This is a genomic window from Acetomicrobium sp. S15 = DSM 107314, from assembly GCF_016125955.1.
In the GTDB taxonomy this organism is placed as follows: Bacteria; Synergistota; Synergistia; order Synergistales; family Thermosynergistaceae; genus Thermosynergistes; species Thermosynergistes pyruvativorans.
In genome coordinates, this window is record NZ_JADEVE010000336.1 from 55185 (window position 1) to 81970 (window position 26786).

The 26786-nt window shown below is 55.4% G+C and carries 33 protein-coding genes and 1 tRNA gene; 31 read left to right on the forward strand and 3 right to left on the reverse strand.

The features are described 5' to 3' along the window. Positions 1 to 11: 11 nt before the first annotated feature. The 5 genes from EZM41_RS09790 (at position 12) to EZM41_RS09810 (ending at position 3720) form a co-directional block, all read left to right on the forward strand. On the forward strand, positions 12 to 755 hold the full coding sequence (locus EZM41_RS09790) for a thiamine pyrophosphate-dependent enzyme (protein WP_198470912.1): 744 nt from the start codon (positions 12 to 14) through the stop codon (positions 753 to 755). 13 nt (positions 756 to 768) lie between these two features. After that, entirely contained in the window at positions 769 to 1329 is a 561-nt protein-coding gene (locus EZM41_RS09795) for a 2-oxoacid:acceptor oxidoreductase family protein (protein WP_198470913.1), read from the forward strand. After that, on the forward strand, positions 1330 to 1854 hold the full coding sequence (locus tag EZM41_RS09800) for an NUDIX hydrolase (protein ID WP_198470914.1): 525 nt from the start codon (positions 1330 to 1332) through the stop codon (positions 1852 to 1854). It begins immediately after the preceding gene. Between the two features lie 20 nt (positions 1855 to 1874). Then, positions 1875 to 2756, forward strand: coding sequence for a tyrosine-type recombinase/integrase (locus EZM41_RS09805; protein WP_232619283.1), 882 nt, complete (start codon positions 1875 to 1877; stop codon positions 2754 to 2756). 145 nt (positions 2757 to 2901) lie between these two features. Next, on the forward strand, positions 2902 to 3720 hold the full coding sequence (locus tag EZM41_RS09810) for a purine-nucleoside phosphorylase (RefSeq protein WP_198470916.1): 819 nt from the start codon (positions 2902 to 2904) through the stop codon (positions 3718 to 3720). A 9-nt stretch (positions 3721 to 3729) separates the two neighbouring features. Here EZM41_RS09810 and EZM41_RS09815 read toward each other — a convergent pair whose 3' ends face one another. Continuing rightward, positions 3730 to 4560 carry a HesA/MoeB/ThiF family protein gene (locus tag EZM41_RS09815; protein WP_232619284.1) on the reverse strand — a complete coding sequence of 277 codons (831 nt, stop codon included), beginning with the start codon at positions 4558 to 4560 and terminating at the stop codon, positions 3730 to 3732. 46 nt (positions 4561 to 4606) lie between these two features. On the opposite strand from EZM41_RS09815, the gene EZM41_RS09820 reads away from it, so the two are divergent. From EZM41_RS09820 to coaD, 6 genes are all read left to right on the forward strand, one after another. Further along, positions 4607 to 5128 carry a sigma-70 family RNA polymerase sigma factor gene (locus tag EZM41_RS09820; RefSeq protein WP_198470917.1) on the forward strand — a complete coding sequence of 174 codons (522 nt, stop codon included), beginning with the start codon at positions 4607 to 4609 and terminating at the stop codon, positions 5126 to 5128. A 54-nt stretch (positions 5129 to 5182) separates the two neighbouring features. Then, positions 5183 to 5280, forward strand: a tRNA-Sec gene (locus tag EZM41_RS09825). A gap of 21 nt (positions 5281 to 5301) precedes the next feature. Beyond that, the gene (gene trmB / locus EZM41_RS09830; protein ID WP_198470918.1) at positions 5302 to 6249 is read left to right on the forward strand and encodes a tRNA (guanosine(46)-N7)-methyltransferase TrmB; all 948 of its coding nucleotides are present in this window, start codon (positions 5302 to 5304) and stop codon (positions 6247 to 6249) included. Further along, the gene (locus EZM41_RS09835; RefSeq protein WP_198470919.1) at positions 6222 to 6662 is read left to right on the forward strand and encodes a TrmO family methyltransferase domain-containing protein; all 441 of its coding nucleotides are present in this window, start codon (positions 6222 to 6224) and stop codon (positions 6660 to 6662) included. Before trmB ends, EZM41_RS09835 begins: the two co-directional genes overlap by 28 nt. Next, positions 6659 to 7162, forward strand: a complete 504-nt coding sequence (locus tag EZM41_RS09840; protein WP_198470920.1) for an RsmD family RNA methyltransferase — start codon at positions 6659 to 6661, stop codon at positions 7160 to 7162. The genes EZM41_RS09835 and EZM41_RS09840 overlap by 4 nt, the downstream gene beginning before the upstream one ends. Before the next feature lies 1 nt (position 7163). Further along, positions 7164 to 7646 (forward strand): pantetheine-phosphate adenylyltransferase, encoded by a 483-nt coding sequence (coaD, locus tag EZM41_RS09845; protein WP_198470921.1) that lies wholly within the window; start codon positions 7164 to 7166, stop codon positions 7644 to 7646. A gap of 8 nt (positions 7647 to 7654) precedes the next feature. Here coaD and EZM41_RS09850 read toward each other — a convergent pair whose 3' ends face one another. Continuing rightward, on the reverse strand, positions 7655 to 8869 hold the full coding sequence (locus tag EZM41_RS09850; RefSeq protein WP_198470922.1) for a tRNA(Met) cytidine acetate ligase: 1215 nt from the start codon (positions 8867 to 8869) through the stop codon (positions 7655 to 7657). 88 nt (positions 8870 to 8957) lie between these two features. Between EZM41_RS09850 and EZM41_RS09855 the strand changes: the two genes are divergently transcribed. From EZM41_RS09855 to EZM41_RS09945, 19 genes are all read left to right on the forward strand, one after another. After that, positions 8958 to 10163: an acetate/propionate family kinase gene (locus EZM41_RS09855; RefSeq protein ID WP_198470923.1), complete on the forward strand. Its 1206-nt coding sequence runs from the start codon at positions 8958 to 8960 to the stop codon at positions 10161 to 10163. A 40-nt stretch (positions 10164 to 10203) separates the two neighbouring features. Then, positions 10204 to 10560, forward strand: a complete 357-nt coding sequence (gene acpS, locus EZM41_RS09860) for a holo-ACP synthase (protein WP_342449302.1) — start codon at positions 10204 to 10206, stop codon at positions 10558 to 10560. Between the two features lie 4 nt (positions 10561 to 10564). Further along, a complete protein-coding gene (locus tag EZM41_RS09865) occupies positions 10565 to 12097 on the forward strand; it encodes an NAD(P)H-hydrate dehydratase (protein ID WP_198470924.1) in 1533 nt (510 codons plus the stop codon). Next, positions 12090 to 12323 (forward strand): hypothetical protein, encoded by a 234-nt coding sequence (locus tag EZM41_RS09870; RefSeq protein ID WP_198470925.1) that lies wholly within the window; start codon positions 12090 to 12092, stop codon positions 12321 to 12323. Before EZM41_RS09865 ends, EZM41_RS09870 begins: the two co-directional genes overlap by 8 nt. Further along, positions 12323 to 12841 carry a tRNA (adenosine(37)-N6)-threonylcarbamoyltransferase complex ATPase subunit type 1 TsaE gene (tsaE, locus tag EZM41_RS09875; protein ID WP_198470926.1) on the forward strand — a complete coding sequence of 173 codons (519 nt, stop codon included), beginning with the start codon at positions 12323 to 12325 and terminating at the stop codon, positions 12839 to 12841. Before EZM41_RS09870 ends, tsaE begins: the two co-directional genes overlap by 1 nt. Continuing rightward, a complete protein-coding gene (tsaB, locus tag EZM41_RS09880) occupies positions 12832 to 13503 on the forward strand; it encodes a tRNA (adenosine(37)-N6)-threonylcarbamoyltransferase complex dimerization subunit type 1 TsaB (protein WP_198470927.1) in 672 nt (223 codons plus the stop codon). Before tsaE ends, tsaB begins: the two co-directional genes overlap by 10 nt. 144 nt (positions 13504 to 13647) lie before the next feature. Beyond that, on the forward strand, positions 13648 to 13854 hold the full coding sequence (locus EZM41_RS09885) for a 4Fe-4S dicluster domain-containing protein (RefSeq protein WP_446697837.1): 207 nt from the start codon (positions 13648 to 13650) through the stop codon (positions 13852 to 13854). 3 nt (positions 13855 to 13857) lie between these two features. Then, positions 13858 to 14991: a 2-oxoacid:acceptor oxidoreductase subunit alpha gene (locus EZM41_RS09890; protein WP_198470928.1), complete on the forward strand. Its 1134-nt coding sequence runs from the start codon at positions 13858 to 13860 to the stop codon at positions 14989 to 14991. Beyond that, complete coding sequence (locus tag EZM41_RS09895; protein WP_198470929.1) at positions 14992 to 15816, forward strand: thiamine pyrophosphate-dependent enzyme; 825 nt, start codon at positions 14992 to 14994, stop codon at positions 15814 to 15816. Next, positions 15813 to 16358 (forward strand): 2-oxoacid:acceptor oxidoreductase family protein, encoded by a 546-nt coding sequence (locus tag EZM41_RS09900; protein ID WP_198470930.1) that lies wholly within the window; start codon positions 15813 to 15815, stop codon positions 16356 to 16358. Before EZM41_RS09895 ends, EZM41_RS09900 begins: the two co-directional genes overlap by 4 nt. A gap of 28 nt (positions 16359 to 16386) precedes the next feature. Further along, complete coding sequence (gene rlmD / locus EZM41_RS09905; RefSeq protein WP_198470931.1) at positions 16387 to 17730, forward strand: 23S rRNA (uracil(1939)-C(5))-methyltransferase RlmD; 1344 nt, start codon at positions 16387 to 16389, stop codon at positions 17728 to 17730. Between the two features lie 170 nt (positions 17731 to 17900). Next, positions 17901 to 18446 (forward strand): bifunctional pyr operon transcriptional regulator/uracil phosphoribosyltransferase PyrR, encoded by a 546-nt coding sequence (pyrR, locus tag EZM41_RS09910; protein ID WP_198470932.1) that lies wholly within the window; start codon positions 17901 to 17903, stop codon positions 18444 to 18446. After that, positions 18446 to 19375 (forward strand): aspartate carbamoyltransferase catalytic subunit, encoded by a 930-nt coding sequence (locus EZM41_RS09915; protein WP_198470933.1) that lies wholly within the window; start codon positions 18446 to 18448, stop codon positions 19373 to 19375. Before pyrR ends, EZM41_RS09915 begins: the two co-directional genes overlap by 1 nt. Beyond that, positions 19372 to 20694, forward strand: coding sequence for a dihydroorotase (locus EZM41_RS09920; RefSeq protein WP_198470934.1), 1323 nt, complete (start codon positions 19372 to 19374; stop codon positions 20692 to 20694). The genes EZM41_RS09915 and EZM41_RS09920 overlap by 4 nt, the downstream gene beginning before the upstream one ends. Next, positions 20678 to 21457 (forward strand): iron-sulfur cluster-binding protein, encoded by a 780-nt coding sequence (locus EZM41_RS09925; RefSeq protein WP_198470935.1) that lies wholly within the window; start codon positions 20678 to 20680, stop codon positions 21455 to 21457. The genes EZM41_RS09920 and EZM41_RS09925 overlap by 17 nt, the downstream gene beginning before the upstream one ends. Continuing rightward, complete coding sequence (locus EZM41_RS09930; RefSeq protein ID WP_198470936.1) at positions 21447 to 22385, forward strand: dihydroorotate dehydrogenase; 939 nt, start codon at positions 21447 to 21449, stop codon at positions 22383 to 22385. Before EZM41_RS09925 ends, EZM41_RS09930 begins: the two co-directional genes overlap by 11 nt. Position 22386: 1 nt before the next feature. Then, positions 22387 to 23100 (forward strand): orotidine-5'-phosphate decarboxylase, encoded by a 714-nt coding sequence (gene pyrF, locus EZM41_RS09935; RefSeq protein WP_198470937.1) that lies wholly within the window; start codon positions 22387 to 22389, stop codon positions 23098 to 23100. Continuing rightward, positions 23073 to 23657, forward strand: a complete 585-nt coding sequence (gene pyrE / locus EZM41_RS09940) for an orotate phosphoribosyltransferase (RefSeq protein ID WP_198470938.1) — start codon at positions 23073 to 23075, stop codon at positions 23655 to 23657. Before pyrF ends, pyrE begins: the two co-directional genes overlap by 28 nt. Next, positions 23606 to 24445, forward strand: coding sequence for a hypothetical protein (locus EZM41_RS09945; protein ID WP_198470939.1), 840 nt, complete (start codon positions 23606 to 23608; stop codon positions 24443 to 24445). Before pyrE ends, EZM41_RS09945 begins: the two co-directional genes overlap by 52 nt. A 1-nt stretch (position 24446) precedes the next feature. Here EZM41_RS09945 and EZM41_RS09950 read toward each other — a convergent pair whose 3' ends face one another. Further along, the gene (locus EZM41_RS09950) at positions 24447 to 25259 is read right to left on the reverse strand and encodes a biotin--[acetyl-CoA-carboxylase] ligase (RefSeq protein ID WP_198470940.1); all 813 of its coding nucleotides are present in this window, start codon (positions 25257 to 25259) and stop codon (positions 24447 to 24449) included. A 409-nt stretch (positions 25260 to 25668) separates the two neighbouring features. On the opposite strand from EZM41_RS09950, the gene prfB reads away from it, so the two are divergent. Next, positions 25669 to 26782, forward strand: a protein-coding gene (gene prfB, locus EZM41_RS09955) for a peptide chain release factor 2 (RefSeq protein WP_198470941.1) whose coding sequence is annotated in 2 segments (ribosomal slippage) — positions 25669 to 25740 and positions 25742 to 26782 — 1113 coding nt in all. Because the reading frame shifts where the segments join, the coding sequence is not laid out codon by codon here. The last annotated feature ends 4 nt before the right edge of the window (positions 26783 to 26786 follow it).

Consider the following 26786-nt stretch of genomic DNA (forward strand, 5'->3'; position numbering starts at 1 on the left):
GGAATGCTGCGATGAAAGAAGTCTTAATAGCCGAGCGTCCGAAGTCCATGTATAAGGTGTCTACTCACTATTGCCCCGGCTGCACGCACGGCATAGCCCATCGTCTGATAGCCGAGGTGATAGATGAGCTTGGCATACAAGACAGGGCGGTAGGGGTTGCGCCTGTCGGATGCTCTGTGCTCATCTATAACTATATAGATCTGGATTGGTACGAGGCCGCCCATGGCCGGGCTCCGGCTGTGGCCACAGCGTGCAAGAGGGCTCGCCCCGACCTCGCGGTCTTCACGTATCAGGGCGACGGGGATTTGGCGTCCATAGGCATGGCGGAGATCGTGCACGCAGCCAACAGAGGAGAGCGCATCAGCGTTATATTCATCAACAACGCCATCTATGGTATGACGGGGGGACAGATGGCCCCCACCACGTTGCTCTCCCAACGGACCAGCACGACCCCTTATGGCCGCGATCCGAAGGCGAGCGGCTACCCCATACGCGTGGCCGAGATGCTCTCGACTTTGGCCGCGCCCGGCTACATAGCCCGTGTATCCGTCGTCAAGCCGAAATACGTCATCAAGGCGAAAGAGGCCATAAAGAAGGCATTCCTGACGCAGATCGAAGACAAGGGGTTTTCTCTCGTGGAGATACTCTCCACTTGTCCGACGAACTGGGGGATGTCTCCTGTTGCGGCCACGAATTGGGTCGAAGAGCAGATGATACCGGTCTTTCCGTTGAAGGAGTTCAAGGTTCCCGAATAGGAGGTGAAGGCTCATGGGCGATTTTACCCGCACTCTCATAGCGGCAGGTTTTGGAGGGCAGGGCGTGTTAATGTTGGGGCAGCTGGTGGCTCATGCCGCCATGCGCGATGGGCACAATGTAGCCTGGATACCTTCTTATGGCCCGGAGATGCGAGGCGGCACGGCCAACTGTTGCGTCATAGTGAGCGACGAAGAGATCGGGTCTCCCTTGGTGAGCGCTACTGACATATTGGTGGCCATGAATAAGCCGTCCGTTTTGAAATTCGAACCGAAGTTGAAGAGCAACGGGCTTCTGCTATATGATAAAGATTTAGTAAGCTACGAAGACACGAGGAGCGATGTGACGGTGGTCCCCGTGCCGGCGAGCAGCATCGCGAGGGAGTTGGGAGACGCCCGCATCGCTAACATCGTGATATTGGGGGTTTTGGCTGAACTTTCCGACATAGTTACCGTCGAATCGTGCGAAGCCGTCGTCAGAGAAGTATTGGGGAAGAAAAAGGCGGCGTTGGCGGAACTGAACCTGCAGGCCTTCGCGCGCGGCAGGGAACTCGCCAAGGAGGTATACGTCAGGTAGATGGATACGTCTGAGAAGGGATGCGCCTCGCGCCTGGCATACGATGGCAAGATCGTCCGCGTGCGCATCGACCATGTGGAACTGCCCAACGGCTCGATGACGTACCGCGAGGTCGTAGAACACGCGACCGCCGTGGCTATCGCCGCGGAGACCGAGGACGGGAAGATCCTGCTCATACGCCAATTCCGTTATCCTGTGGGCAAAGAGATTATAGAGGTGCCTGCCGGCATTGTGGAGGACGAGGAAGATCTGGTCGCCGCCGCTAAGAGGGAGCTCAGGGAGGAGACCGGTTTCGACGCCAAAGAGGTCCGCGAGATATGCCGCTTCTATACATCCCCGGGTTTTTCGAACGAGCTCATCGTCCTCTACCATGCCAAAGACATCTTCCCTTCGTCCCTTCCGGGAGATGACGACGAGTTCATAAACCTGATGCCCACGGGCAAGAAAGAATGCCTCAGGTTGATCGAAAGCGGTGCTATAGAGGATGCCAAGACGCTGGTCGCCCTTCTGACGCTTTTGCGTTAACCTTGGAGGAGGCGGGGTTGTTGGAGGCCTGGCTGGTCAACTCTTTTTTAAGCTATCTGCGCTTCGAGCTCGGTTACAGCGAGAACACGGCGAGATCCTACGCGTCGGACCTCGCCAAGTGGGCCGCCTTTTGTTTGCAGAACGATATTCCCCCCGTCCCTCCGACTCAGGATGGGGTTGTGCGTTTTTTGAGATCCCTGGCCGAGGACGGCATGAGCAGAGCGTCTATCCAACGCACTGCTGCGGCCATTCGATCGTTTATGCGCTATCTGGTGGCAGAGGGGTTGGCCGATGGCGGGGAACGACTTCCTCCTCTGCCCGCCAAAGGAAAGACCCTCCCCCAGATATTGAGCGAAGGGGAAATAGAGAGAATCTTGGCCTCCTGCGACGGCAAGCGCGATATAGACATCAGGGATCGGGCAATCATGGAGTGCGCCTATGGATGCGGCCTGCGGGCGAGCGAAGTATGCGAGCTTGAGCTTTCAAACCTTGACTGGGGCAACGAAGTGATCCGCGTGCACGGGAAAGGCAACAAGGAGAGGTTGGTCCCCTTTTTGGGAAGCGTTCGGCGCAGCGTAGAGCGCTATTTGAAGGAAAGCCGTCCGCGTTTGGACAAGGGGCGGTGCGAGAAGCTGTTTCTGTCGCGGAGCGGCAAGCCTCTCTCGAGAGAGGACCTGTGGCGCATAGTGAGGAGGAGGGGAAAGATGGCCGGCATCTCATCCTCCCGCCTCCATCCGCATGTCCTGCGCCACTCCTTTGCCACCCACCTCTTGAGGAGAGGGCTGGACTTGCGGACCTTGCAGGAGCTCTTGGGGCACTCCACCATAGCGACGACAGAGCGCTATACCCATTTCGACCTCGAGCTTCGCGATGTGTACGATAACTGCCACCCCAGGGCGTAAGATGTGAGATGTGAGATGTGAAACGTAAGACGTGAAACGCTATGTGTGATAGCTAATTAGCGATTTAATGAAGAGGGCTGAAGCTTTAAGTTAAAGTTGTGTGCGGTATGTTTTGTGGCAGCGACAACTCAAAGAGGTGAAGGCCATGGAGGTAAAACAACGCGTAGACGAGGCGTTAGAATACATCAAGAAAAACGTCACCGCCATACCAAAAGCCGCGGTCGTGTTGGGGTCAGGTTTAGGGAGGATAGCCGACGAGATGTCCGACTCCGCCGTAATTCCCTATGAAGCGATACCGCACTGGCCGCGCTCCACAGCCCCTGGGCATGCTGGCAGGCTCGTGATAGGTCGCCTCGGGGGGGAGCTGGTGGTGCTCATGCAAGGGCGCGCCCATTATTACGAAGGCTATTCGATGGAAGAGGTCACCTTCCCTGTGCGCGTCTTCGGCAGATGGAGTATCCCAGTTTATATAGCTACGAACGCTTCTGGAGGCATACATTACGGCCTTCGCCCCGGCGATTTGGTATTGGTGTGCGACCACATAAACTTTATGGGGGCAAATCCGCTGCGCGGCCCTAACGATGAAGAATGGGGGCCGCGCTTCCCGGATATGACATACGCTTATGACCAGCGCCTGTTGCATTTGGCGGGGGAGGTGGCCGCTAAGGAGGGTATACTGGTCAAAAGAGGGGTATACATAGCCTTTCCCGGCCCTTCTTACGAAACGCCCGCTGAGATACGCATGGCTCGCGCCATGGGAGCGGATATAGTAGGCATGTCCACGGTGCCAGAAGTGATCGTGGCCAACCACATGGGGATGAAGGTCTGCGCCGTCTCGTGCGTGGCTAACTACGCCGCAGGCATGGAGGCGAAGCGCCTCACCCACGAGGAGGTTTTGGCTGCGACAGAGGAAGCCTCCCTCAGGATGGCCAGGCTTCTGCGAGGTTTGGTCGAAGGCCTTTAGGGAAGCAGCTTAGAGGCGCAGCTTTTGAAACTCCATCTCTTCTAAGTCTATCCACAGCAGGGAGGCCCGAAGCGGCGTGCCTATGTTCGTTATCACCTTCACAGCCTCTGCCACCTGGAGGGCGGCTGTAACCGCGGGCGTAAACGATGGGTTGCCCAAGACTATCTCAGCGCCTCTGTCGGGGACTTCGCCTTTTAGGGCGTCGAATAGCGTCGGGTCTCCGGGGAATATGGTCCCGACTTCGCCTGAAAGGCCGCCTATTGCGCCGTGAACGACCGGTATCCCGGACCTTCTGCAAGCTTCGAACAGGACCTTTCTGGAGCTGTTGTTATCGAGGGCGTCGATGGCCAGGTTTGCGCCTTCGAGCAGACGATTGGCGTTTTCTTCAGTGAGGAGGACATTTATAGGCACGACGAGCAGGGCACTGTTTATCACAGCCAAACGCTCGGCTGCTGCCTGGACTTTCGGTAGGCCAATATTTTTTTCGGTGCAGAAAAGCTGTCTGTTCAAGTTGTTCTCAGAGAAGGTGTCGCCGTCTATGATCAGAAGCTCTCCGACTCCGACTCGTCCCAAAACTTCAACTATCCAACCGCCGAGGCCTCCGCAACCGACCACCGCAACGCGCGATCTCAACAGGCTGATCTGCCCAGCTATGCCAAGCGTCCCTATGTTTCGCTCGTATCGCTTAGGAACGATTCCAGCATCGAGCGCTGCGAGTTCTACATCGCGCAAAGGGATCCCCTTTTCTTCGGCGAGAGCCTTGCACACATCCAGGCTCACTACTTGACGATCTTTCTCTTTTGTGCATCCTTTTAACAAGGCTTGCGCAAGATCTTTCAAAGGCTTTCTCTCCTTCGCTTAAAAAATAAAAAGGATGGTATGGCTTATGGGACAAGAGACGTACAGACCACAAGAAGGTGATATCGAGTCCCTTTTTATATCATATATTCCGTGGGTGAGGTCGCTCGCCAGGGCTTTGGCCGGCCGGGATTCATATCTGCAGGACGACCTCGTCCAAGAAGGCCTTATGGCCCTTTATAGGGCCGCGCAGCGCTACGATCCGGGAAGAGGGCCGTTCTCTCCCTTTGCGCATTCTTGCGTTCGCAATGCTATGATCTCGTTTTTGCGCAAGAAGGCCCTTCATCGTGTGGAGGAGAGCTTCGACGAGATAGAAGAGCTGGCCACGCCGTCAGCCCCGGACGACGAACTGTGCGGCGCGGAAAGTCAGGAGATGCTCAAGGAGCTCATCCCGGTGCTTTCACCCATGGAAACCGCTGCGCTCGATGCTTACTTGCAGACGGGAGGAATAGCGCAGGCGGCCGAGGTGCTTGGGTGGGACGAAAAGCGCGTATACAACGCCCTCCAGCGCGTCCGCAATAAGGTCAAAGCACTCTTCGTAAGCCACTGAAACTGAATCTGGACAAATCGCCTGCAGAAATATTATCATAAACTGGACTTGCGCGGAGGCGGATGCCGGCTGGTGTCGACCCCGGACTTCAAATCCGGTGCGGGGTGGCCAGGGCTGCTCTGGGTGGGTTCGATTCCCACACGCCTCCGCCAATGCGTTGGAGGGACGAATGTGTGTCTTGGGCATTGCATCGCGTAGTTTGCCATCCGGCCGATAGCGCATGGCCTGGCTTTTGGGCCCCTAAGGCTGCTTGCGAGAGGAAGGTCGTGGAGATAGGCTTCGGGAACGGGGATTTTCTCCTGGCGTTGGCACAAGATGACCCGAAGGCGTGTTTTGTCGGCATTGAGCTTTCCATCACCTCGGTTACCAAAGCCGCGAGGAAGGTGCTGCAAAGAGGGTTGGACAACGTCGTTTTGGTCATGGGAGACGCGGCCTTCATGCTCAAGGAGGCTTTTTCGCCTGGCACCTTTGATGAAGCCTATACTAACTTCCCCTGCCCGTGGCCCAAGAAGAGACATGCGAAATATCGCCTCTCACACGGAAATTTTCCGGCAGCCGTATCCTCGGCGCTCAAGATGCAAGGGGTGCTTGAGATGACTACCGACTCAGAGCCTTTCGCTGAGGAGTTCGCTCAAGCTGTCTCCGCTACGGGCGCGATGACGGTCGACCTTTTTGAAAAAAATCCGAGACGGGCTGTGCGCACCAAATACGAAGGAAAGTGGCTGGCTCAGGGAAGGGATATATATCGCCTCAGGTTCGTCAAGGTCGACGACTTTGTCCTTCCTTCAGAGAGCGAGGGAGGTTTTCGTATGCATCGAATTTTGAGCGTTAAAACGAGTCCGGCTAAGGCAATTTCCGGCACGAGCGGCGGCGAGGGAGCACATAGATACTTCTTAGGCGAGGCGTTCATCGGCGACGACGGAACGGAGTTGCTTCAAGTTATCACTGTCGATGACGGCTTCGAGCAGAGGTTTTACCTCAGATTTGTGCCCAAACCAGATGGCGTTCTTGTCAAACTGGATGAGTGTTCTCAGGCATTCAGGACTCCAGCGGCTAAGGCAGCGCTTGCCGCTATTGCGGAGGTGAAGATACAGTGCGCGGATGGCCGCTTTATCCCATAGGACATGTGGAAAACGCGGTTACAAAGAGGATGGACCCCGATCGCTTTATCGGAGTGCAGTCAAAGATAGTGGTGGACGAAGCGTATGTTAAAGGGCTTGAAGGGCTTGAAGCCGGCATGGAGCTTTTGGTCCTTTTTGCCTTTCATCTCTCCGCTGGGGCACCGTTGATGGTGCACCCTCGAGGCGACGTCAATAGGGAGAAGCGCGGAGTTTTTGCGACCTGCTCGCCTAATAGGCCCAACGGCATAGGCACAGGCCATTGTAAGCTCTTGGGGCGCGACGGCAACATCTTGGTCGTAGAGGACTTAGAGGCTATGAACGGGTCGCCCGTGATAGACATTAAGCCCCTCGACTGCGTGCGCCCGTTGCGAGAGGGTACGAGCGAAGCGCGCACTTCGAGTCGGAGCGCATGAAAGGCGTAAGACCCACATCGTCCATTGTGATAGAAGCGATTTTTAACATATTGGGCCCGCTTTCTGATGTTGCCTTTTTAGACCTCTTCGCCGGTACTGGACGCGTGGCGCTCGAGGCGTGGAGTAGAGGAGCTAGGCCCGTCGTGGCCGTGGAGCTCCTCAAGCGGCGGTGCGAGGCTGTAAAAAGGGCCGGCGTAAAGCCGGAAGAGGGGCTCGTTTTGCTTTTTATGGACGTCCGACGGGCGATTCGATGGCTGGACAAGAGAGGGTATTCCTTCAGTGTAGTCTTTGCCGATCCGCCTTACGATTCATCTTGGGCTATCGAGACGCTTAAACTGCTCGCGTCGAAAAGAGGTCTCGTCCGCCCCGGCGGCGTTATAATGTTGGAGAGGTCGAGCAGGGAGATAATGGACGGCATACCCGAATGCCTTCAACTTGTCGACGAGAGGCGGTACGGCGATACCGTCCTTTCGACGTTTAGATTCGTCGAGGAGGATTGATTTGGTAAAGGCGGTCTATCCCGGATCTTTCGATCCTATAACGAATGGGCACGTTTATATAGCAGAGAGGGCCGCCTCTCTCTTCGATGAGCTCGTCGTGGCCATCCTCGTAAACCTGCAAAAGAAGGCCACCTTCACCGTCGACGAGCGCTCCTCCATGGCGCGCGAGGCTCTTATTCATCTACCCAACGTAAAGGTCAAGGCTTTCGACGGGCTCCTCGTCGACTTCATGCGCCAAGAGAGAAGCCGCGCCATCATCAGGGGGCTGCGGGCCCTTTCAGACTTCGAATACGAATTCCAGCTGGCTCAGATGAACCGGGAGCTCGCCCCGGAGATCGAGACGCTCTTCATAGTGACGGAAGCCAGATATTCATACCTTTCGAGCAGCGTCGTGAAAGAAGTCTTCAGCTTCGGCGGCGCTATCCAGGATATGGTGCCGCCTGGCGTATACAGGCGGCTGCGCGAGAAGTTCCCTCGTTTTTAGTAGTTGTCTCAAGGGTCCATGACGGGCGTGCTTCTCGTCTCGCGGCCCGGGTCTGGGCTATCGACGAGGAGTTCCCACATTTCAGACGCCCGGCGTTCCAGGGCTAACATATCAGAGGCATAGCGGTTTTCGGGAAGCGATGCCCTGCTTATTACGGGGAGCCTGGCTGTCGAGCGCATCTGTTTGAGGATGGCCCTTCCACAACCGTCAGCCCCTATAAGCCGTATGTAGGCAGGGCCTAAGCGTTGGTAAGCTCTGTTAGTCCAGTGATTCACCCCGAGGAGGATGTGGATGAGGTGGCGCTGCAATCGCCCCCGGGGATAGCGCCGGCATGCCAGGCTTGAAATCAGCTCCTCGAAGCTGCGACACTTCCACGCCTCCCTTAGGATGCGCTTTTCGAGCCCCTCTTTCATCTCGGCATATCCCTTCAGCTCTGACGCCTCTGAGCGGATGATTACAGTCCGCACCATGCGCCACAGCCTGTCCCAGGAATAAAAAAGCCTTCCTTCGGCAGCGCATCGGCGCAGGATTGTCATGGTCGACGGAGGGACCGAATCAGAAACCTCGTCCCATTTACCATGCCATAGCGAGCGCCTTACGGCTGTGGCGCTGGCCGTAGGTCCGGGTTTAATATCGTGGTAAAGGGCCCCGATGCGCTCGACGGGGACAACTTCAATGGGATAGCCCTTTTCCCTTATCCTTTTCATGTATGCGATGGCCAGGATGTTGTTCGATTGAGACATCACGGCGAATGCACCAGGGAGGAGCGAATCCACGGCGCGGGCTTGAGATTCCACGAAGGAACAGCCTTGGGATAGCATTTGACGCAATGCATCCTTGAATGGCTGCGTCTCGTGAGTTAGAATATCTACGATCGCTTCAACGTTTGGATCTTTTGCGTTTTCCATCCCGAATGCTAAGTGGGAGACGATGCCTGTGGAAGCCAAAATGTCTATCGCTCCTGCCGCGAAGACGCCTGCGTTATGGCAGGAAAAGGCTGTGGGCAACTCCAGGACGAGATTAGCTCCAGAGGCGAGAGCCATGCGCGCTCGTTCCCACTTGTCTGCTATCGCCGGTTCTCCCCGTTGGACGAAGTGCGAAGAAAGCACTACGACTACCGCGTCCGCTTTTACGATCTCCCTTGCTCGGGAGAGATGAAAGGCATGGCCGTTATGGAGGGGATTGTATTCCGCCACGATTCCTACCACGCGAGGGAGGTTCATTTTCTACTCGTCCTCCTCGATGAGCTCAAGTGACAGGAAACATTGTACCCTCCTTTGAGAATAACTAAAAGCTGGGAGGTCGTATCTAATGAAGGTGTTGGTATTGAATTGCGGGAGTTCTTCCATCAAGTATCAGGTTTTTGACATGCGGACAGAAGAGGTGTTGGCAAAGGGGCTCATCGAGCGCGTAGGTATAGAGGGGTCCAGGATCAAACACCAGAACATGAGGGCGGAGGAGCTCAAGCAGGATGTGAGCGTGCCAAACCATAAAGTCGGTGTCAAACTGCTGCTGGACCTGCTCGTCGACGAGACGCATGGCGTGCTGAAGAGCCTGGACGAGATTGTAGCCGTAGGACATCGCGTCGTCCACGGAGGAGAGGCCTTTGCGAGGTCGGTAATCGTGAGCAAGGAGGTTTTGGACGCTGTGGAGGACTGCGTGCCTTTGGCCCCCCTCCATAATCCGGCCAACCTCATGGGGATAAGGGCTATGATGGATACGCTGCCGAATGTGCCACAAGTGGCAGTATTCGATACGGCATTCCATCAAACAATGCCGCCTCATGCCTATATGTTTGGTCTGCCTTACCGCTGCTACAAGGAGTACAAGGTGAGGCGTTACGGCTTCCACGGCACCAGCCATTATTATGTGGCCAACAGGGCTGCCGAAATGCTCGGGCGGCCGGTGGAGGATTTGAAGATCGTCACATGTCATTTGGGCAACGGCAGTTCTCTGACGGCTGTTGACGGAGGCAAGTCGGTAGACACCTCTTTGGGCTTCGGCACCGTCCCGGGTGTCATTATGGGGACGAGGTCCGGCGATTTGGACCCGACTGCGATCCTGTACATCATGGAGCAGGAAGGACTTGACTCCAAAGCCATGAGCCATATCCTCCACAAGGAGAGCGGTCTCTTGGGCCTCACCGGCATAAGCAGCGATTTGAGGGATGTGGAAGCGGCAGCTGAGTCTCAAAACGAACGGGCCCTCTTGGCCATTGAGATGCTGGCTTACGGGGTGCGGAAATACATAGGGGCCTATGCTGCGGCGATGGGCGGGCTCGATGCGATCGTCTTCACGGCCGGCATAGGTGAGAACTCGGATGTCATACGCGCCAAGGCGTGCGAGGGTTTGGCCTTTTTGGGCGCCAAGCTGGATTCGAATAAAAACAAGGTGCGCGGAAAGGAAGCCTTTATCAGCACTGACGATTCAAAGGTCGCCATCCTGGTGGTTCCCACAAATGAAGAACTGGTGATCGCTCGCGACACCTGGGCTTTGGTCTCCGATGCCGCTCGATAAATGTCGTTTCTAAACGGGGGATCCGGTCACGATTTGCGGCATAGGCGTTGACATCTGTTCTATTTCCCGCATCGAGAGGGCGCTGACAAGAGACGGTTTCCTTAAAAAAGCCTTTGTGCCCGAGGAGATCGAGTACGCTCGCCGTAAACGCCGTCCTGCTGTGCATCTTGCGTCGGCCTTCGCAGCGCGCGAGGCGCTTGCCAAAGCTTCAGGCTTGGGCCTTGCCAAGATGGGACTTCGTGAGGCTTGGGTGAGAAGGGATGAGGTAGGTGGTCCTCGAATTTGCCTTTCGCCCGCTCTCGAAGAGGAGTTCGCCAAAAAGGGGATTCGTAAAATTTGGCTAAGTATAAGCCACGAAGGCGATTTTGCCGTCGCTGTGGTGGTATTGGAGGATTAGGCGCATGATCGGACTCTATAGCGCTGAAGCAGCGAGGGCCTGTGACGAGCAGGCCGCAAGTCTCCTCGGTTTTTCTGGCGCGGTGATGATGGAAAATGCCGGAAGGAACGCTACGGATGCGCTTTTGGAGGAATTCCCCGGTATCGACGAGGTGTGCATTTTTGCCGGACCTGGAAATAACGGCGGCGACGGATTCGTAATAGCGCGTCACCTCCTCGTTCGAGGCATACGTTCCACCGTTATTTTAGCTTTCCCAGAAGAGCGATCTAAAGGCGATGCGGCGCTGAACCTCGCCATAGCAAGGCGATGCGGGATTCCGATTTTATCCTCTCGTGAAATGTCCGACGAGGCAATAAGCGAGATCGTGTCCAGATCCGACCTCGTAGTTGACGCCCTGCTTGGCACGGGAAGTTCCGGACCACCGAGGGGCGAAATTGGGCGATTGATACGTCTGACGCCCAAAGCCAGGCGCGTAGCTGCCGTGGACATACCGAGCGGCATAGACGCGTCAACTGGGGCTGTGGCGGCTGAGGCGGTGTGGGCAGATCTCACAATTACCATGCTAATTCCAAAGGTGGGGCTTTTCGTGATGCCGGGGGCGGATTACGCAGGCAAGGTCTCAGTGGTAGATATAGGAGTTCCGCTCGAATCCTTGTCGCTGCCGGCTGCCGAGGTCAATGCCATAGAAAGGCTCGATGCTGCGCGCATGCTTCCTCCTCGTCCCATGAATATGCATAAGGGAGACAGAGGTTGCGTGGCGATAGTCGGCGGTTCGTCCATCTATAAGGGAGCCCCGCTGCTGGCCGCGCTGGGCGCCCTCAGGGGCGGAGCGGGGATAGCGTTATTGGTGCTCCCGGAGGAGATTTCTATGCCGCTGGCTGCCGCGCTGCCGGAAGCCATCATCTTGCCTGCACCGTCTCGCGAGGGCGGTTTGGCTCAAGAGGCGTGGGAGGGCGTTATAGTTCCGTGGTCTAAGAGGATAGATGCTCTCGTAATAGGTCCCGGCATGGGACGCGGCAAAGAGGCGATGGCCTTGGTGAGGCGCGTCTGGGATGAATGGAGAGGCCCGATGGTGGTCGATGCCGATGCTCTGTATTGCTTGAGTCAATCCGGAGAATTGCATCGCAGAGACGACGTGATGCTTACGCCTCACGAGGCTGAAGCCGCGAGATTGTTGGAGAGCGATGCGTCATCCGTTGGCAATGCCCGCCTTGCTGCGGTCAAGGCGCTCGCCGAGCGATACGGGCCCGCACTGTTGAAGGGTCCTCGCACGCTGATCTGCGATGGCCGACAGACAGCGGTGATTTTAGAAGGTCATCAGGCGCTATCCGTTCCGGGGTCCGGCGACGTGTTGAGCGGCCTGGTCGGCGCCTTCATGGCAATGGGGCTTTCTCCTTATGAAGCCGGCGTCGTCGGTGCTCACATCCACGGCAGGGTCGGAACTATTTTGTACGAAGAGGGCGGATTCGACGGCCACTTGGCCAGGGAGATAGCGGACCATATCCCACGGGTCGTTGAGGAGCTGCGCTATGTATAAACGCAGGCACAAGATCGATTGGGATGAGGAATTCAAAAAGACCACCCGCAGCCGTTTGAGGGGCGTCAGGGCTACGGCTGTGGCGTTTGTGGCTGTAATCTTATTTTTAGCCGCTGTAAAGGTTACCCATAGAGAACTTCCCATGGGTGAGCTATTTTTGGTGATGGGCGGGCTCGCTGCAGGTACATTTATACTCATTTTGTTGGGCAGAAGGAGCAGCAAATAATGGGGGTAGCTCCTGAAGGGATGACGCCTTTTCATTTCGTCTCGCACTCAGAGGTCGAGACGATTTTTATGGGTACGCATATCGGCGCGGTGCTGTATCCGGGATTGGCGGTGTTATTGGAAGGAGAGCTCGGCACTGGCAAGACGACGTTAGTCCGCGGCATGGCGGAGAGCCTCGGTATTTCGGGCGTGCGAAGCCCGTCTTTTACGATAATCAACGAATACGAAGGCAGAGAGCGCGTTGCTCACGTCGATCTCTTTCGCCTGAGCTCAGATGAGGTGGAAATGCTCGGGTTGGAGGAATATCTCGACGGAGGGTATATTTTGCTCGTGGAATGGCCCGCACCGGCTCTGAAGGAACGCCTCTCGGAATATTGGAGTGTGACGATCGAGTTTCTCCCACAAGAGGGCGAGTGCGCGAGGAGGATATCAATATATGCCTGCGGCGAGAGAGCCTGTGAAGCTCTAAGAAACGCTTGTGAGCGCCTTTGTAAGGTGACGAAACGACAATGGCGTTAGTGCTTGGCATAGATTGTTCTACTCTATGGACTTGTGTGGGCTGCGTTCAGGGTGGCTCCCTTTTGGGCGAGATCAATGTGAACCTGGGCAGGAAAGAGGCTTCCTCCCTTCCGCTGCTCGTTCAAAACCTCTTGAGGTCGGTCGACAAAGGGTTTTTAGACATAGATCTGATATCCGTCACCACTGGCCCCGGATATTTCACGGGTCTCAGAGTTGGCGTGTCTTACGCTTGTGCGCTGGCGGAGGGATTGGGCGTCTCCGTCGTTTCGGTCTCGTCGCTCGAGGCCATAGCCTTTGATCTTTTGGAGGAGGGAGCCCTGGTCGTCCCGGTAATTTGGGCCAGGGGGAAATATGCGTACGCCGCGGCTTACACCATGAAAGAAGGGGAGGTGGAAGCCGTTATATCTCCTGTCTCCCTGTTGTTTGATACATTAGAAAAAAGCGTGAAAAATGTTGATCGTAGTAAAAGAATCGCGTGGGTAGGGGATGATTTAGCGAGGTTTCCAGCGCCCGCGGTCGGGGAGCGCCTCTTAAATCGTCACGGGTGCAGGGGAAGCAGCGTGGCGCTAATAGGAGAAAGGAGACGAGATCTTGCACTCTCTCCTGATGCTGTGCGCATCCTTTATCTGAGAGAACCTCAAATTGGACCGACGAAAGAATAGTAGCAATTATCGGTATTTATTGAAAAGTTTGCCAAAATTTTATACAAGACCTATCATTGCCGCTTGATTTATACATTATCCCGTGGCATAATGTTGAAGATTGTGATTACATGGGCAAATCTGGCGAGGGGGGAGATGGAAAGCGTGGCGAGGAAGTTTTCTGTGACCATCAATACTGCCTGGTGCAAGGGGTGTGGCCTCTGTGTTGCGATCTGTCCCAAGTCCGTCCTGGAGCTTAACGAGCACATCAAGGCAGAGCCAGTGCGAATGGAAGATTGTATAGGATGTCACCAGTGTGACTATTCGTGTCCGGACCTGGCCATCACGGTGACAAAAGAGGGGAGTGATTGAGATATGGCTGAGGTGGCATTTTGGCAAGGCAACAAAGCGATAGCGATGGGAGCTATAGCCGGCGGATGCACATTTTTTAGCGGCTATCCCATAACCCCGTCTTCGGAGATAGCCGAGACATTAGCGGAGGAATTGCCGAAAATCGGCGGTCGGTTCATCCAGATGGAAGACGAAATCGGCGGCATAGCTGCAGCCATAGGGGCGTCCATAGCCGGTCGCAAGGCCATGACAGCCACGTCTGGTCCCGGATTCTCGTTGAAACAGGAAAATTTGGGGTTGGCGTATATGGCCGAGATACCGCTCGTGGTGGTCGACATCATGAGAGGCGGTCCGTCTACGGGACTGCCCACCAGGGTATCGCAGCAAGATGTGATGCAGGCGAGATGGGGGACTCACGGCGATCACGCTACCATAGCCTACGCTCCTTCGTCAGTGCAGGAGTGTTTCGAGCTGACAATAGCAGCTTTTAATGCGTCTGAGCGCTTCCGTCAACCCGTCATCATATTGGGCGATGAAGTTGTGGGGCACATGAGGGAAAAGATCGTCATCCCAGATGCCGGGTCGTATCAGGTGGTAAACAGAAAGCGCCCAACTGCAGATCCGGAAGACTTCGTGCCTTATAAGCCCGATCCGAGCGACGATGTTCCGCCGATGGCTTCCTTTGGAGACGGTTATCGATGGCACGTAACCGGTCTCACTCACGATGAATGGGGTTTTCCCACGGACGAGCCAAGCGAGATCGAAACCAAGATAAAGAGGCTCGTGCAGAAGGTCAATCGCTTCCGCAAGGATATCGTGCGATACGAGGTTTTTTACGGGGAGGACGCGAAGGTATTGATTGTTTCCTACGGCAGCGTGGCACGATCCTCCTTGAGGGCAGTGCGAGAAGCCAGGCAAAAAGGGCTCAAGGTCGGGCACTTCAGACCTATAACGCTTTGGCCCTTTCCTGACGAGGAGCTTAAAGAACTGGCAAGTCAAGTCGACGTCGTGATAGTGCCCGAACTGAACTGCGGCCAGATGCTCCTCGAGGTCGAAAGAGCCGTAAATGGAAAAGCTCCCGTCGTGGGCAAGAGCTTGGTAAACGGCGAACTGTTCCAGCCCTCGGATATACTTTCTGCCATCGAGGAGGTGGCTTAGATGCCTTCTAAAGAAGTATTGGACTGGTTGCGCGTAGACTTTTTCCCTCACATCTGGTGCCCGGGCTGCGGGCATGGCATCATCATGCATGCGCTGTTGCGCGCCTTGGCGTCGCTCGGTTGCGAGAAAGAAAGGACCGTAATAGCCTCCGGTATCGGATGTTCCAGCCGCATGCCGGGTTACATAGACGCCTGCACCGTTCATACGACTCATGGGCGCTCTCTCGTGTTCGCCACCGGCATTAAGCTTGCCAATCCCGAACTTACGGTGGTAAATGTTATGGGAGACGGCGACTGCGCTGCTATAGGAGGCAATCATTTCATCCACGCCTGTCGCAGAAACATAGACATCACTGCGGTGGTCTTAAACAACTCTATATATGGCATGACGGGAGGCCAGGTGTCTCCCACAACGCCCATAGGAGCTTATGCCACGACAGCGCCTTATGGCGCCATAGACCCGCCCTTTGACCTGTGCAATTTGGCCGCCGCTGCGGGGGCTACGTACGTAGCCAGAGCCACGGTGGCGCAACCTCAACTCGTAGAGCAGTACATCAAGAAGGGGATTCAAAACAAAGGGTTTTCCGTGGTAGAAGTAATGACTCATTGCCATACCCAGTTCGGCCGCAGGAATAAGCTCCCCCGTCCGATAGACAACATAAACCGCTTCAAGCAGGTGAGCGTCACGAAGACGAAGGCTGATGCCATGAAGCCGGAGGAATTGGAAGGGAAAATTGTAATAGGCGAACTGATGGATAGGAAAAGACCCGAATATGTCGAACAATACCTCAGGCTCATCGAGAGGGCAAGGGGGCAAGTCGCATGAACGAACGTTATGAGATACGCATCGCCGGATCCGGCGGGCAGGGAGTCATCTTGGCTGCGGTCATCCTCGGAGAGGCAGCTGCCCTTTACGAAGAGGGCCTAAACGTCGTTCAAGCTCAGGCCTATGGGCCGGAGGCGCGAGGCGGGGCATCGAAATCTGAGGTGGTCATATCGAGAGAGCCCATCGATTATCCGAAAGCGGTCTCGCCGAAGCTCCAGGTCGTCTTGACCCAGGCGGCGTGTGATAAATACGCCTCGGATAACGCTGCAGATGGCATTCTAATCCTCGATGACTTTTACGTCACCAAGCTGCCAGATATAAAGGTTAAAACCCTCTGCCTTCCCATAGTTAGAACAGCCCGCGATGCGATCGGGCGCGAGGTCGTGGCTAATATGGTGGCCTTAGGGGTCATAGGGAAAGTTTTGGAGCAATGGGGCCTGTTGCGTCCCGAATCCGTCAAGAAGGCATTGTTAGCGCGCGTCCCTAAAGGAACCGAAGAGCTCAACGAAAAGGCCTTCGAGGCCGGCTACGCTTTGTTGTAGATTCGAGAGGCCATAGATCCCCCCGACCATGCGCATAAAAGTAGAAAAGATGAACAGCCGAGGGCAGGGCATAGGGAGGATCGATGGCCTCGTAACATTTGTGGACGGCGCACTTCCCGGCGAAGAAGTTGAGGCCGAAGTGGTTTTGCGCAAGCGCGATTATGCTGTGGCCAGGGCGGTTTCCATCTCATCGCCGAACTCCGAGAGGAGAAATCCTGTATGCCCGCACTTCGGCTCTTGCGGTGGCTGCCAGCTGCAACATGCCTCGTATGATTACCAGTTAAGCCTAAAGGCTGAACTCGCGGCAGATGCCCTGCGGAGGATAGGTGGTTTTAGCTCTCCCCAGATAAATCCTTGCATCCCAAGCCCAAAGAGCATAGGCTATCGGAACAAGGCCTCCTTTCCCATAAGAAAACAAGGTGGGCAAGGGACGATCGGTCTTTTCCGAGAGGGTAGCCATCGAGTTGTGCCGGTAACTTCTTGCCCGGCTGTCGAGGATTTGATTCAACGGATATTTTCTCACTTCCGTTCGCTCATGAGTGAAAGTGAGCTTCCGGCGTACGACGAGAGATCTCACCTCGGGCTCTTAAGGCATCTGGTCGTTAGAGTGGGGAGCTTTACGGGAGAAGCCCTCGTTGCGCTCGTAGTGGCTAAAGAGCCCGATGCCGACGAAAGGGCGAAGCTTAAAGCCATAGTCGAGGCAATGGCTTGCGCCTTTCCATCGCTTCGGGGTTTCGTCTTGAATGTAAATCGAAACGAGGGGAACTTCATTTGGGGCAGTAAAAATCGGACCCTTGTAGGTAAGGATGAGCTCGCGGAGCATCTGGACGATTTTTCTTTTACTTTCAGCGCCGCCTCGTTTTTTCAGGTCAACTCTTATCAAGCGCTCGACCTCTATCGATTTGTGGCCTCCGAGTTGGGGGGTGCCGGTGGTGGTAGGGTATTAGAGTTATATAGCGGCGTGGGAAGCTTGACGGCATTCTTGGCCAAAGGGACCGAAGAGGTGACGGCGGTAGAAGAGGATGCCGACGCGGTTCGTTATATGAGAGACAACATGGCCCGAAACGGTCTGTGCAACGTTAGGGCGCTCTGCGGCAGGGCGGAGGATACGGTTCATCTGTGGCACGATTGGGCGCCCCAAACAGTGGTGTTAGATCCGCCGCGCTCCGGCTGTCATCCGAAGGTGATAGCCGGTTTGGTCAGCGTGGAGCCGAGAAAGATAATCTATGTATCGTGCAATGCGGCCACGTTAGCCAGAGACGCAGCTGGTCTGTGCGAGCGGGGATATGCCGTAACCTGCGTGCAGCCTTTCGACATGTTCCCACAGACCGCGCATGTGGAATGCGTGGCTGTTTTTTCGCGCCACTTGTAAGTTGCGCGATGATTGATATGCTGGTATAATCCGCCTAAAGTTGTAGGGGGAGATTTGTCCGTCATGTCGGGTAAAAGGATTAAATTAAGTCTTGTTCTTGGTTTCAAGAGGCTGAACCGCTTTTAGGCGGTTCAGCCATTTTTTTTACCGTAGAAAAAGGAGGGAAGTATTTGACAAAGAAGATATTGATGGTGGCGGAGGAGATGGACAGAACAATAAGCCGCATAGCCTACGAGGTGGCGGAACACCTCAAAGGCCTCGACGACGTCGTGATAGTCGGCGTGCAGAGGCGCGGCGTGAGCCTTGCCAAAAGGCTGCAGAAAAGCTTTCGCGACATGGATGGCGTTGAAGTGCCGATGGGAGAGCTCGACATCACTTTGTATCGCGACGACTTGACGCTCCTTCAAGACCAGCCTCTAGTCCGAAGCACCTCGGTTCCCGTAAATATCACCGGAAAACGCATACTCCTGGTGGACGACGTAATATTCACGGGCAGGACGGTGAGGGCGGCGCTCGACGCGCTGATGGACTTGGGGCGTCCTTCATTAGTGCAATTAGCCGTTTTGGTAGACCGAAACAATAGGGAATTACCCATACATCCCGATTACGTGGGACTAAAGATTTCGACCGACAAAAGCGACGTCGTCGAGGTTAGGGTAAAAGAATGGGATGGCGATGACCAGGTGATCCTGTGGGAAGACGGTGGTGAAAGGTAATGCCGTGGAAACGCAAGCACCTCATCGATGTGGACGACTGGGAGAGGGAAGATTTCGAGCTCCTCTTAGAGCAGACTTCGAACATGGATTCGATCCTCGATCGCTCTATAAAAAAGGCCCCGGCGCTCAGGGGTAAGATAGTAGTCAACATATTCTACGAGCCCTCTACGCGGACGCGCACCTCCTTTGAGATAGCCGGCAAACTCTTAAGCGCTGACGTCATAAACTGGACCGCTTCGGGTTCCAGCGCGGCCAAGGGCGAGTCGCTTCGCGACACGATATGGACGCTCGAGGCGATGGGCGCGGATGCCGTTGTCATTCGACACGGCGAGGTCGGCGTGCCATATTATTTGGCAGAAAAGCTAAAAAAAGCTTCCGTCATAAACGGCGGTGACGGAACTCATGCCCATCCTACCCAAGCATTGCTCGATCTGTATACGGCCTGGAGGGAACTCGGATCTCTGGACGGCAAAAAGGTGGCCATAGTAGGAGACATCTTGCACAGTCGAGTTGCCAGAAGCGACATATACGCCTTTAAAGCGGTGGGAGCCGAGGTGTGTTTGTCGGGTCCTTCTACGCTTATGCCGACAGATATAAATTCGCTAAATGCTACATATGAGCCGAATATAGCCGAGGCGATCGATGGAGCGGATGTCGTTTACATGCTCCGTATCCAAAGGGAGCGCCAGGATGCCGGATTGTTCCCGTCGTTGGACGAATACCACAAGCGCTACGGCCTTACGGACAAGCTTCTCGGGAAAGCTAAAAAGGGAGCGCTGGTGATGCACCCGGGACCCATAAACAGAGGCGTCGAAATCGCTTCCTCTGTGGCGGACGGGCCTCAGAGCTTCATATTGAAGCAAGTAAGAGCTGGCGTAGCTGTCAGAATGGCGTTGCTTTATCTAATGCTTGGAGGGGTGAAAGAATGAAATGGCTCGTCAATGGGAGACTCTTTGACGGCGAGCTCCTGCGCGAAGGTCTGTGTGACCTCGTTATAGATAAGGGGAGAGTGGCCAAGATCGCCCCTGCTGGGCGCTTTGTGCCGCCTGAGGGAGCTACAAGGATCGACCTCGATGGCCGCATATTAGCCCCTGGCTTCATAGATTTACACGCTCACCTGCGCGATCCGGGACAGGAGTGGAGAGAAGACATAATTTCTGGGTCGCGCGCTGCTGCGGCGGGCGGCTTTGCGACAGTGGTGGCTATGCCGAACACGGATCCGCCTATAGATCGCTCCTCGCTCGTGCGCTATGTGTTGGAAAGAGGCCAAAGCGCGGGGGCTGCCCGCGTGCTTCCAGCTGGAAGCGTGACCAAGGGAAGGCACGGCCAGGAGCTGGCAGAGATGTGGTTTATGGCGAATGAGGGGGCGGCCATCTTTACCGATGACGGCCTTCCCGTTTCGACCGCCCATCTTTTGAGGACGGCTCTGCTATATGCCGACGATCTCGGCATGGCTATAATGGAACACCCGGAGGAGCTTTCCTTGACGAAGGATGCCCAGGTGAATGATGGCCCGTGTGCGGCGCGGAGCGGCCTAAAAGGAGCGCCTAAGGCGGCCGAACTGATAGCCGTCGAGAGGGGGATCGCCCTGGCAAAGGATACGGGCGCTCATCTTCACCTGACGCACCTGAGCGCCAAAGAATCCTTGGAGGCAGTGCGTCGGGCCAAGAAGGATGGGATAAATATAACGTGCGACGTCACGCCCCATCACCTCACGCTCGATGAGTCTTTGATAGAAAAGAGCGGCTACAGCGCAGCATACAAGGTAAATCCGCCACTTCGTACAGCGCACGATTTAGAAGCACTTTGGGAAGGGCTGGCCGATGGGACCGTCGATGCCATTGCCACCGATCACGCACCTTATCACCTGGACGAGAAAGACCTTCCATTCCAAGAGGCTGCTTCTGGCATCGCCTCGCTGGAATGCGCCGTGGCTGTTGTCTTAGACGCTTGGCTTAAGCGCGGCAAACCATTCGGGATCGAGCGCCTCTTACGGCTTTTTACCGCCGGGCCGGCTTCCGTGCTCCGCAAATCGGATTTGGGAAGGATCGAGGAGGGGAGCGTCGCAGACATTACGGCCTTGGATATCGGCAGAGAACGTCGGGTAGAGGCAAAACGCTGGGAGAGCAAAGCGCGCATCACTCCATGGGAGGGTGCCGCGCTTTGCGGGTGGCCCGTCATGACGATGCGCGAAGGCAAGGTGATCTGGGTCGACGGAGATAGTAGGCTCCATGCAGAGCGAGATTGAATTTTGCGACGAAGGGGCGATTTTGTCGGCGAAAGAGCCCTTGGGAGATGGATTGGCACATTTGACGTTTCAGGCGCCGCGTATCGCCAAAGCCGCCCGTCCAGGACAATTCGTCATGCTTTATCCCCTCTCTGAGGCGCGCTCCTGTGATCCGCTGTTGGGAAGGCCTATGGCTATAGCCGGAGCGAGTGGAGGAGCAGTAGAGATTTGCCTTTCCTTAGCAGGAAGGGGCACAGAGATCATTCATTCCCTTCCGATCGGCGTCAGCTGCAGGATGCGCGGCCCGTTGGGCTCCGGTTTTTCGGCGCCGCAGGGCAAAATTATGCTCGTAGGTGGGGGCATAGGAGTTGCCCCCCTTGTCTTTGTTAGTGCCTTTTATGGCCCGTCGGCACCCTCGATGCGCTTCGTGATGGGTGTCCCTCACAGAGGGTGGGAATCCTTCGTCAACTGGGTGGGCAGGCGAGTCCAGGCTCTGCATGTGTGGTCAGACGACGGAAGCATCGGCGAAAAGGGAAGCGCGGTGGACGCGGCTTGTGCCCTTTACAGTGGCGAGGAAATATGGACGTGCGGTCCTGTGGCCATGTTGAGATCTCTCGTCCGGCGCATCTCATGCGCCCGCATCTACGCGAGCCTCGAACGGCGGATGGCTTGCGGTTACGGGGGGTGTCATGGCTGTGTCGTGCCCACCGCAAACGGCCCCAAGCGGGTTTGTCGCGATGGACCGGTCTTTGATGCTGAGGAGGTCTGCTGGGATGAGCTCTGAAAGGTCTTCTCTTCGATGTCGTGTCGGTGGTCTCGATCTCAGGTCTCCGATCATAGCAGCTTCGGGGACGTGGCCCCATGATCCGTCATTTTGGCGCGGCGAGTTGACAGCGGGGCTTGGAGCCATCTGCACCAAGGGTATCACGAGAAACAGGCGAGAGGGCAACAGGGGGATTCGCCTGTGGGAAACACCGTGCGGATTGCTCAACAGCATAGGGTTACAGAACAGCGGCGTCGAGGCTTTTATTTCGGGCGAATTGCCAGAGATCGGCAGCCGCGACGTGTCGCTCATAGCCAATGTGGCCGTAGAAGATCTCCCTTCCCTTGCGGAGGTGCTCAAGCTTCTTGCCTCTGTAAAAGACCAGATAGATGCCGTTGAACTCAACATATCTTGTCCGAACGTAGACGAAGGCGGGATTGCTTGGGGATCTAACCCCGAGAGCACGGCAAAGGCTGTAGCCTGCGCGCGCTCTCTTTGGGGCGGTCCGCTTTGGGTCAAGCTTACGCCCCACGCTTGCGACATTGTCAAGGTGGCCACCAGTGCCCAAGAGTGCGGCGCGGACGCTTTGGTGGTCGCCAATACGTGGCTCGGCATGGCCATAGACGTGGAAAGCGAAAAACCGGTCTTCGATAGGGTCGTAGCTGGCCTTTCCGGTCCTGCGGTCTTTCCGTTGGCACTGCGGTTGGTCTGGGAGGTGGCAAGGTGCGTCTCTATCCCCGTGATCGGATGCGGAGGCATAGCGGAGGCAAGGGATGTCGTGGCGATGCTGTTTGCAGGCGCGTCAGCAGTGGAGATGGGCACTGCTCTTTTTTTAGATTTAAACTTACCGGCAAAATTTACACTGATATTAAAAGAATACATGCAACGCCATGGCTACGCCTCGACAGAGGAAATGGTCGGAGTTGCATCGCACGCTGGAGGGATTTAACATGAAGGATGGACCGTCTTTGATATTGGCCTTGGACTTGAAAAGCCTCGACGAAGTGGAGATGTTGCTGTCGCGCGTAGGAGACATGGTTGAGCATATCAAAATTGGACCGCGCCTCCTCCTTTCGGGCGGCCCCCAATGGGTCGCTTCTCTCGCCAGCAAGTGGAGGGTGTTTTTGGACTTAAAGCTCCATGACATACCCAACACCGTCAGAGGCGCAGTCGAGGCGTTGTGCAATATGGGCATCTGGGCCGTAACCGTCCATATTGCCGGGGGCAGGGATATGATGAGCTCTGCGATCGAGGCGAGGAGCTCCGAGGGTCCTTTGTTGTTTGGCGTGACGATTTTGACGAGCCTCGACGAAGCCGGGTGGCGCGCGGTTTCCCCTGGATCCAGTATGGATGAATGCCTGAAGGCACGAGCGAGCCTTGCGGCCGAGGTAGGGCTTGACGGGGTAGTGTGTGCGCCCACAGATCTACCTTCGGTGCGCACAATTATCGGGAGCCGGTGCGTTACGGTCGTTCCTGGCATAAGATTTGCCCCTCACCTTGACGATCAGAGGCGCACGTCACATCCGTCTGAAGCCGTGAGGATGGGCGGGGATTTCCTCGTGGTGGGACGCCCGATACTCGAATCCCCGGATCCGCGGAGCGCGATCGATCGGATAAAAGAGGAAATGGAGGAGGGATGGCGTTGCAGGAAGGCGGATCTATAGAATCTAAGCTGATAGCTATGATGAGCGCGAGCGGCGCACTTTTGGAAGGGCACTTTCTCTTGACCTCTGGGCTTCATAGCGGCAACTACCTACAGTGTGCTATGTTATTGCGTTATCCTGAAAACGCGGCGTTCGTAGGTGAGGCAATAGGCCGACAAGTGGCTAAGTTGAATCCGGAGGTGATCGTCTCGCCAGCCTTGGGAGGCATTATAGTGGGACATGAAGTGGCAAGGTGGTTGGGGGTGGAGTTTTTGTTCTGCGAGAGGGAGAATGGCAAGATGAAGCTCAGACGCTTTCCTCATCCTGGACACAGGAGAGCCGTGGTGGTTGAGGACGTTATAACCACCGGCACGTCCTCTCGCGAAGTGGGAGAGTACATCGCTCAGGGAGGAGCTGACTGGGTGGGCACGGCTTGCATAGTTGACAGAAGCGGCGGTAAGGCTGGTTTTCCTACGCCGCTTTTCTCTCTGTGGCGCGTGAGCTTTCAGACGTACGAGCGCGACTTGTGCCCTCTCTGCAGGGCCGGCATTCCTCTGGTAAAGCCGGGCAGCCGATAAGGAAATTGGTAAAATTAAAAATAATCGTTATTTTTTTACTTATACTGTTCTGCACTGTCTCTCCCGTCGAGGCGTGGGAGCTCGCGGTTTCTGATCCGTGGCTGGCCGTGGTCGCGCGTTTTGTGGGCGGGACGGCTGTGCAGGTGCGGCCACTTGCCACGTGGGGAGACCAAGGCGAAGTCATGGCCCTGCGGCAGAAGACCGATGCTAACGTTCCTACCCTTAGGCTCGTTTGCACGAACCCCAAGAATGGGACAAAATGCCTTTACAGTGTGCTACCTGTCCCAGGAGAGAAGATGGGATCCCTGTTTTTCGATCCTGCCTCCCTTCCCTTTATCGGGCAACGCCTGCTACAGTTGTTGAGCGAGTGGGACCCCGGAAACTATTCTCTGTTTCAGAGGAGGTTGGCTGAGTTTCAATCCCGCCTCGATGGGAATTTGGCCATAGGGAGGAAACTGATCGCAGGGCTTCCAATATTAGACCTCACTTTTCTGACGACCCCCTGGTTACAGGCTGCCTCGGGCGATCTCCTGCGCCCGCCCGAGGGCCATTTTGAGACCTGGAGGTGCGGGGAAGGGACAGGTCTCTTAGAGGAGTGGCTTTCGAGGGCGCAAAAAGAAAAGAGGACAGTCGTGGCCGATGTGTGGACTCCTGCCGTAGTGAAGGATAGGCTCGCTAATTTCACGGGGTCGGTCGTCTTTCCTCCTCCCTCTCTTGATTTGGAGTGGACGCTCTACCTCCACGACCTTTATCTCGCACTCATATCAGCTACCGCCGACCGATCTTGAGTTATATGGGTTTTGCCGTGCGCAGGCGATATACTGCTGCGGCTGTTATGCTCAAGTCTCCCTCTGCAGTGGATACAACGAGCGCTCCGTCTGGACCTATGGCTTTTGCGACGCCGCGCAACGCCTTTTGGCCCGATTCTACGACGACCTCCTGACCGAGCGTGCCGCAGCGCCGTTCGTATTCGTGCAATAGCTCCTCTTTTTTCCCTTCATACAACGTTTCTTTTGTCCAGCGATATATCTCTTTTGTTATGGCAGCTACGAGTTCTTCCCTGCAAACTTCATGCCCGAGGATGTCGCATAGCGAGGTAGCCTGCTCTCGTAATTCATCGGGGAGAAGGTTCGGTAGGATATTGACGTTGACTCCTACGCCGATTATGGAGTAGATGACGCGTTCTCCGACGGCGGTCGTCTCGCCCAAAATGCCGCACAGTTTTTTTTGGTCGTATAAAATGTCGTTCGGCCATTTAACTTGAACTGCGAGACCGTAAACTTTCCCCATCGCTTCTGAAACGGCGACGGCGGCTGCAAGGCTTAGGAGCTGCGCGTCGCTTAGGGGGATAGTCGGGCGCAGTATGGTCGACATGTAAATCCCGCCTCTTTCGGGGGAAAACCAACGCCTGCCCAGCCTTCCGCGTCCGTTGCTTTGGCATTCTGCGAGCACTAACGCCCCTTCAGGAGCTCTGCTTAGTGCGAGCTCTTTGGCCAATTCCTGGGTAGAAGAGAGCGTTTCTCTGAAAAATATAGGATGGCCGAAGGGGCAAGACGTGAGCGCTTTTTCGATGACTTCGAGATCTAAATTGCGCGTGCTCAAATTATGTCAGACTCCTCTCTATAGTGCTGTAAATTCCACCGTCAACGAGATAAATGGCCGTCTCGGCTTTAGGCGATAGCGCAGGCGCTAAAAGGAACCGAACAGGAGGAGTAAATTGCCGATGACCGAAGTAAAGATAAACTCTATAATAATCTCTTCTTCCAATCTTCGTAGATAAGGAGCGCTTCCGATCCGAAGAGCGCCGTCGGCTGAGTGTCCTATGCAGCCGTTGAGGAATAAAGAAAGAACATCGGCGGCGCCGATCGATATGAGAGATCGAAAAAGCCCTAAGGTCTACGATAGCCGATATGGCACGAGGTTAATAAAACCATCGGCAGCAATGATATAATAAATTACAAATTCTTTTTGGACAGAATCTGAGTAAAATCTTTTTATGGGAGGCTTTGCCATGAATATGTTACCCGTTTCTACGACGATGGAAGAACTGCGCTCGATCTTCCGCGAGCTGCAGGACAGCCTTTGACCCCCTTGAACTTGAAAGTCAGGTCAACGATCTATTAGCCGACAGTTCTTCTCCCGAGTTTTGGTCGCGATCTGACTCCAGCGAAAAACTAAGAGCTTTGTCTCGCATCCAGGAAAAATTAGACCTTTGGAAGAGGCTGAGCCGTGAATTCGAAGAGGTCGAAGCGCTTGCGGAAATCTTAGACGAAGAAGAGGATCCGGAGTTGTTGGAGGAGTTTTACTCTCGCGCAAGGGCGCTGAAAGATGAAATCGAATCGTTCCAGATAAAACTCCTAATGGACGAGGAGCATGACAATTGCAATGCCATATTGAGCATTCATCCTGGAGCGGGGGGGTTGGACTCTCAGGATTGGGCCAAAATGCTTTTGCGCATGTACTTGCGCTGGGCGGAAAGGCGCAAGTATGATGCGGAAGTGGCAGAATTGCTCGAGGATGAAGGGGCTGGCATCAAGTCTGCCACCGTCTTTATTAAGGGCCAGTTTGCATATGGTTATTTGAAGGCGGAGCGCGGCATCCATCGCCTGGTGCGCATATCTCCCTTCGATGCCGCAAGAAGACGGCATACGAGCTTTGCCTCCGTTGAAGTGCTGCCCGAGCTTCCAGAGGACGTAGATGTCGAAATCCGCCCGGAAGATCTCAAAATAGATACGTTTAGAGCGAGCGGCGCAGGCGGCCAATACGTGAACATGACGGACTCGGCGGTGCGCATAACCCACTTGCCTACAGGTTTAGTGGTGAGTTGCCAAAAAGAGCGCTCACAGCACATGAACAGGCAGGTGGCGATGAAGATCTTGAGGGCGCGCCTATATGAACTTCGCCTTCAGGAACGACAGGCAGAGCTGGAGGCGATTCAGGGTGAGAAAAAGGAGATAGGCTGGGGCAACCAGATCCGCTCCTATGTTTTGCACCCTTATACGCTGGTGAAAGACCATCGCACCGGCGTAGAGATAGGCAATGTAGCCGCTGTACTCGATGGAGATATAGATCCTTTCATCGTGGCTTTTTTGAAAAACCACAAGGTCAATACTATGAATAGGTGATGAA

Bases quoted from the DNA above. Each gene is read 5' to 3' on its own strand.
- EZM41_RS09790 (WP_198470912.1), top strand. From the start codon at position 12: ATGAAAGAAGTCTTAATAGCCGAGCGTCCGAAGTCCATGTATAAGGTG.
- EZM41_RS09870 (WP_198470925.1), top strand. From the start codon at position 12,090: ATGTATAAACGCAGGCACAAGATCGATTGGGATGAGGAATTCAAAAAG.
- EZM41_RS09930 (WP_198470936.1), top strand. From the start codon at position 21,447: ATGAGCTCTGAAAGGTCTTCTCTTCGATGTCGTGTCGGTGGTCTCGAT.
- pyrF (WP_198470937.1), top strand. From the start codon at position 22,387: ATGAAGGATGGACCGTCTTTGATATTGGCCTTGGACTTGAAAAGCCTC.
- EZM41_RS09900 (WP_198470930.1), top strand. From the start codon at position 15,813: ATGAACGAACGTTATGAGATACGCATCGCCGGATCCGGCGGGCAGGGA.
- EZM41_RS09795 (WP_198470913.1), top strand. From the start codon at position 769: ATGGGCGATTTTACCCGCACTCTCATAGCGGCAGGTTTTGGAGGGCAG.
- EZM41_RS09800 (WP_198470914.1), top strand. From the start codon at position 1,330: ATGGATACGTCTGAGAAGGGATGCGCCTCGCGCCTGGCATACGATGGC.
- EZM41_RS09810 (WP_198470916.1), top strand. From the start codon at position 2,902: ATGGAGGTAAAACAACGCGTAGACGAGGCGTTAGAATACATCAAGAAA.
- tsaB (WP_198470927.1), top strand. From the start codon at position 12,832: ATGGCGTTAGTGCTTGGCATAGATTGTTCTACTCTATGGACTTGTGTG.
- tsaE (WP_198470926.1), top strand. From the start codon at position 12,323: ATGGGGGTAGCTCCTGAAGGGATGACGCCTTTTCATTTCGTCTCGCAC.
- EZM41_RS09925 (WP_198470935.1), top strand. From the start codon at position 20,678: ATGCAGAGCGAGATTGAATTTTGCGACGAAGGGGCGATTTTGTCGGCG.
- EZM41_RS09865 (WP_198470924.1), top strand. From the start codon at position 10,565: ATGATCGGACTCTATAGCGCTGAAGCAGCGAGGGCCTGTGACGAGCAG.
- pyrE (WP_198470938.1), top strand. From the start codon at position 23,073: ATGGCGTTGCAGGAAGGCGGATCTATAGAATCTAAGCTGATAGCTATG.
- EZM41_RS09915 (WP_198470933.1), top strand. From the start codon at position 18,446: ATGCCGTGGAAACGCAAGCACCTCATCGATGTGGACGACTGGGAGAGG.
- rlmD (WP_198470931.1), top strand. From the start codon at position 16,387: ATGCGCATAAAAGTAGAAAAGATGAACAGCCGAGGGCAGGGCATAGGG.
- EZM41_RS09895 (WP_198470929.1), top strand. From the start codon at position 14,992: ATGCCTTCTAAAGAAGTATTGGACTGGTTGCGCGTAGACTTTTTCCCT.
- EZM41_RS09850 (WP_198470922.1), bottom strand. From the start codon at position 8,869: ATGAACCTCCCTCGCGTGGTAGGAATCGTGGCGGAATACAATCCCCTC.
- EZM41_RS09840 (WP_198470920.1), top strand. From the start codon at position 6,659: ATGAAAGGCGTAAGACCCACATCGTCCATTGTGATAGAAGCGATTTTT.
- EZM41_RS09890 (WP_198470928.1), top strand. From the start codon at position 13,858: ATGGCTGAGGTGGCATTTTGGCAAGGCAACAAAGCGATAGCGATGGGA.
- EZM41_RS09820 (WP_198470917.1), top strand. From the start codon at position 4,607: ATGGGACAAGAGACGTACAGACCACAAGAAGGTGATATCGAGTCCCTT.
- EZM41_RS09855 (WP_198470923.1), top strand. From the start codon at position 8,958: ATGAAGGTGTTGGTATTGAATTGCGGGAGTTCTTCCATCAAGTATCAG.
- EZM41_RS09920 (WP_198470934.1), top strand. From the start codon at position 19,372: ATGAAATGGCTCGTCAATGGGAGACTCTTTGACGGCGAGCTCCTGCGC.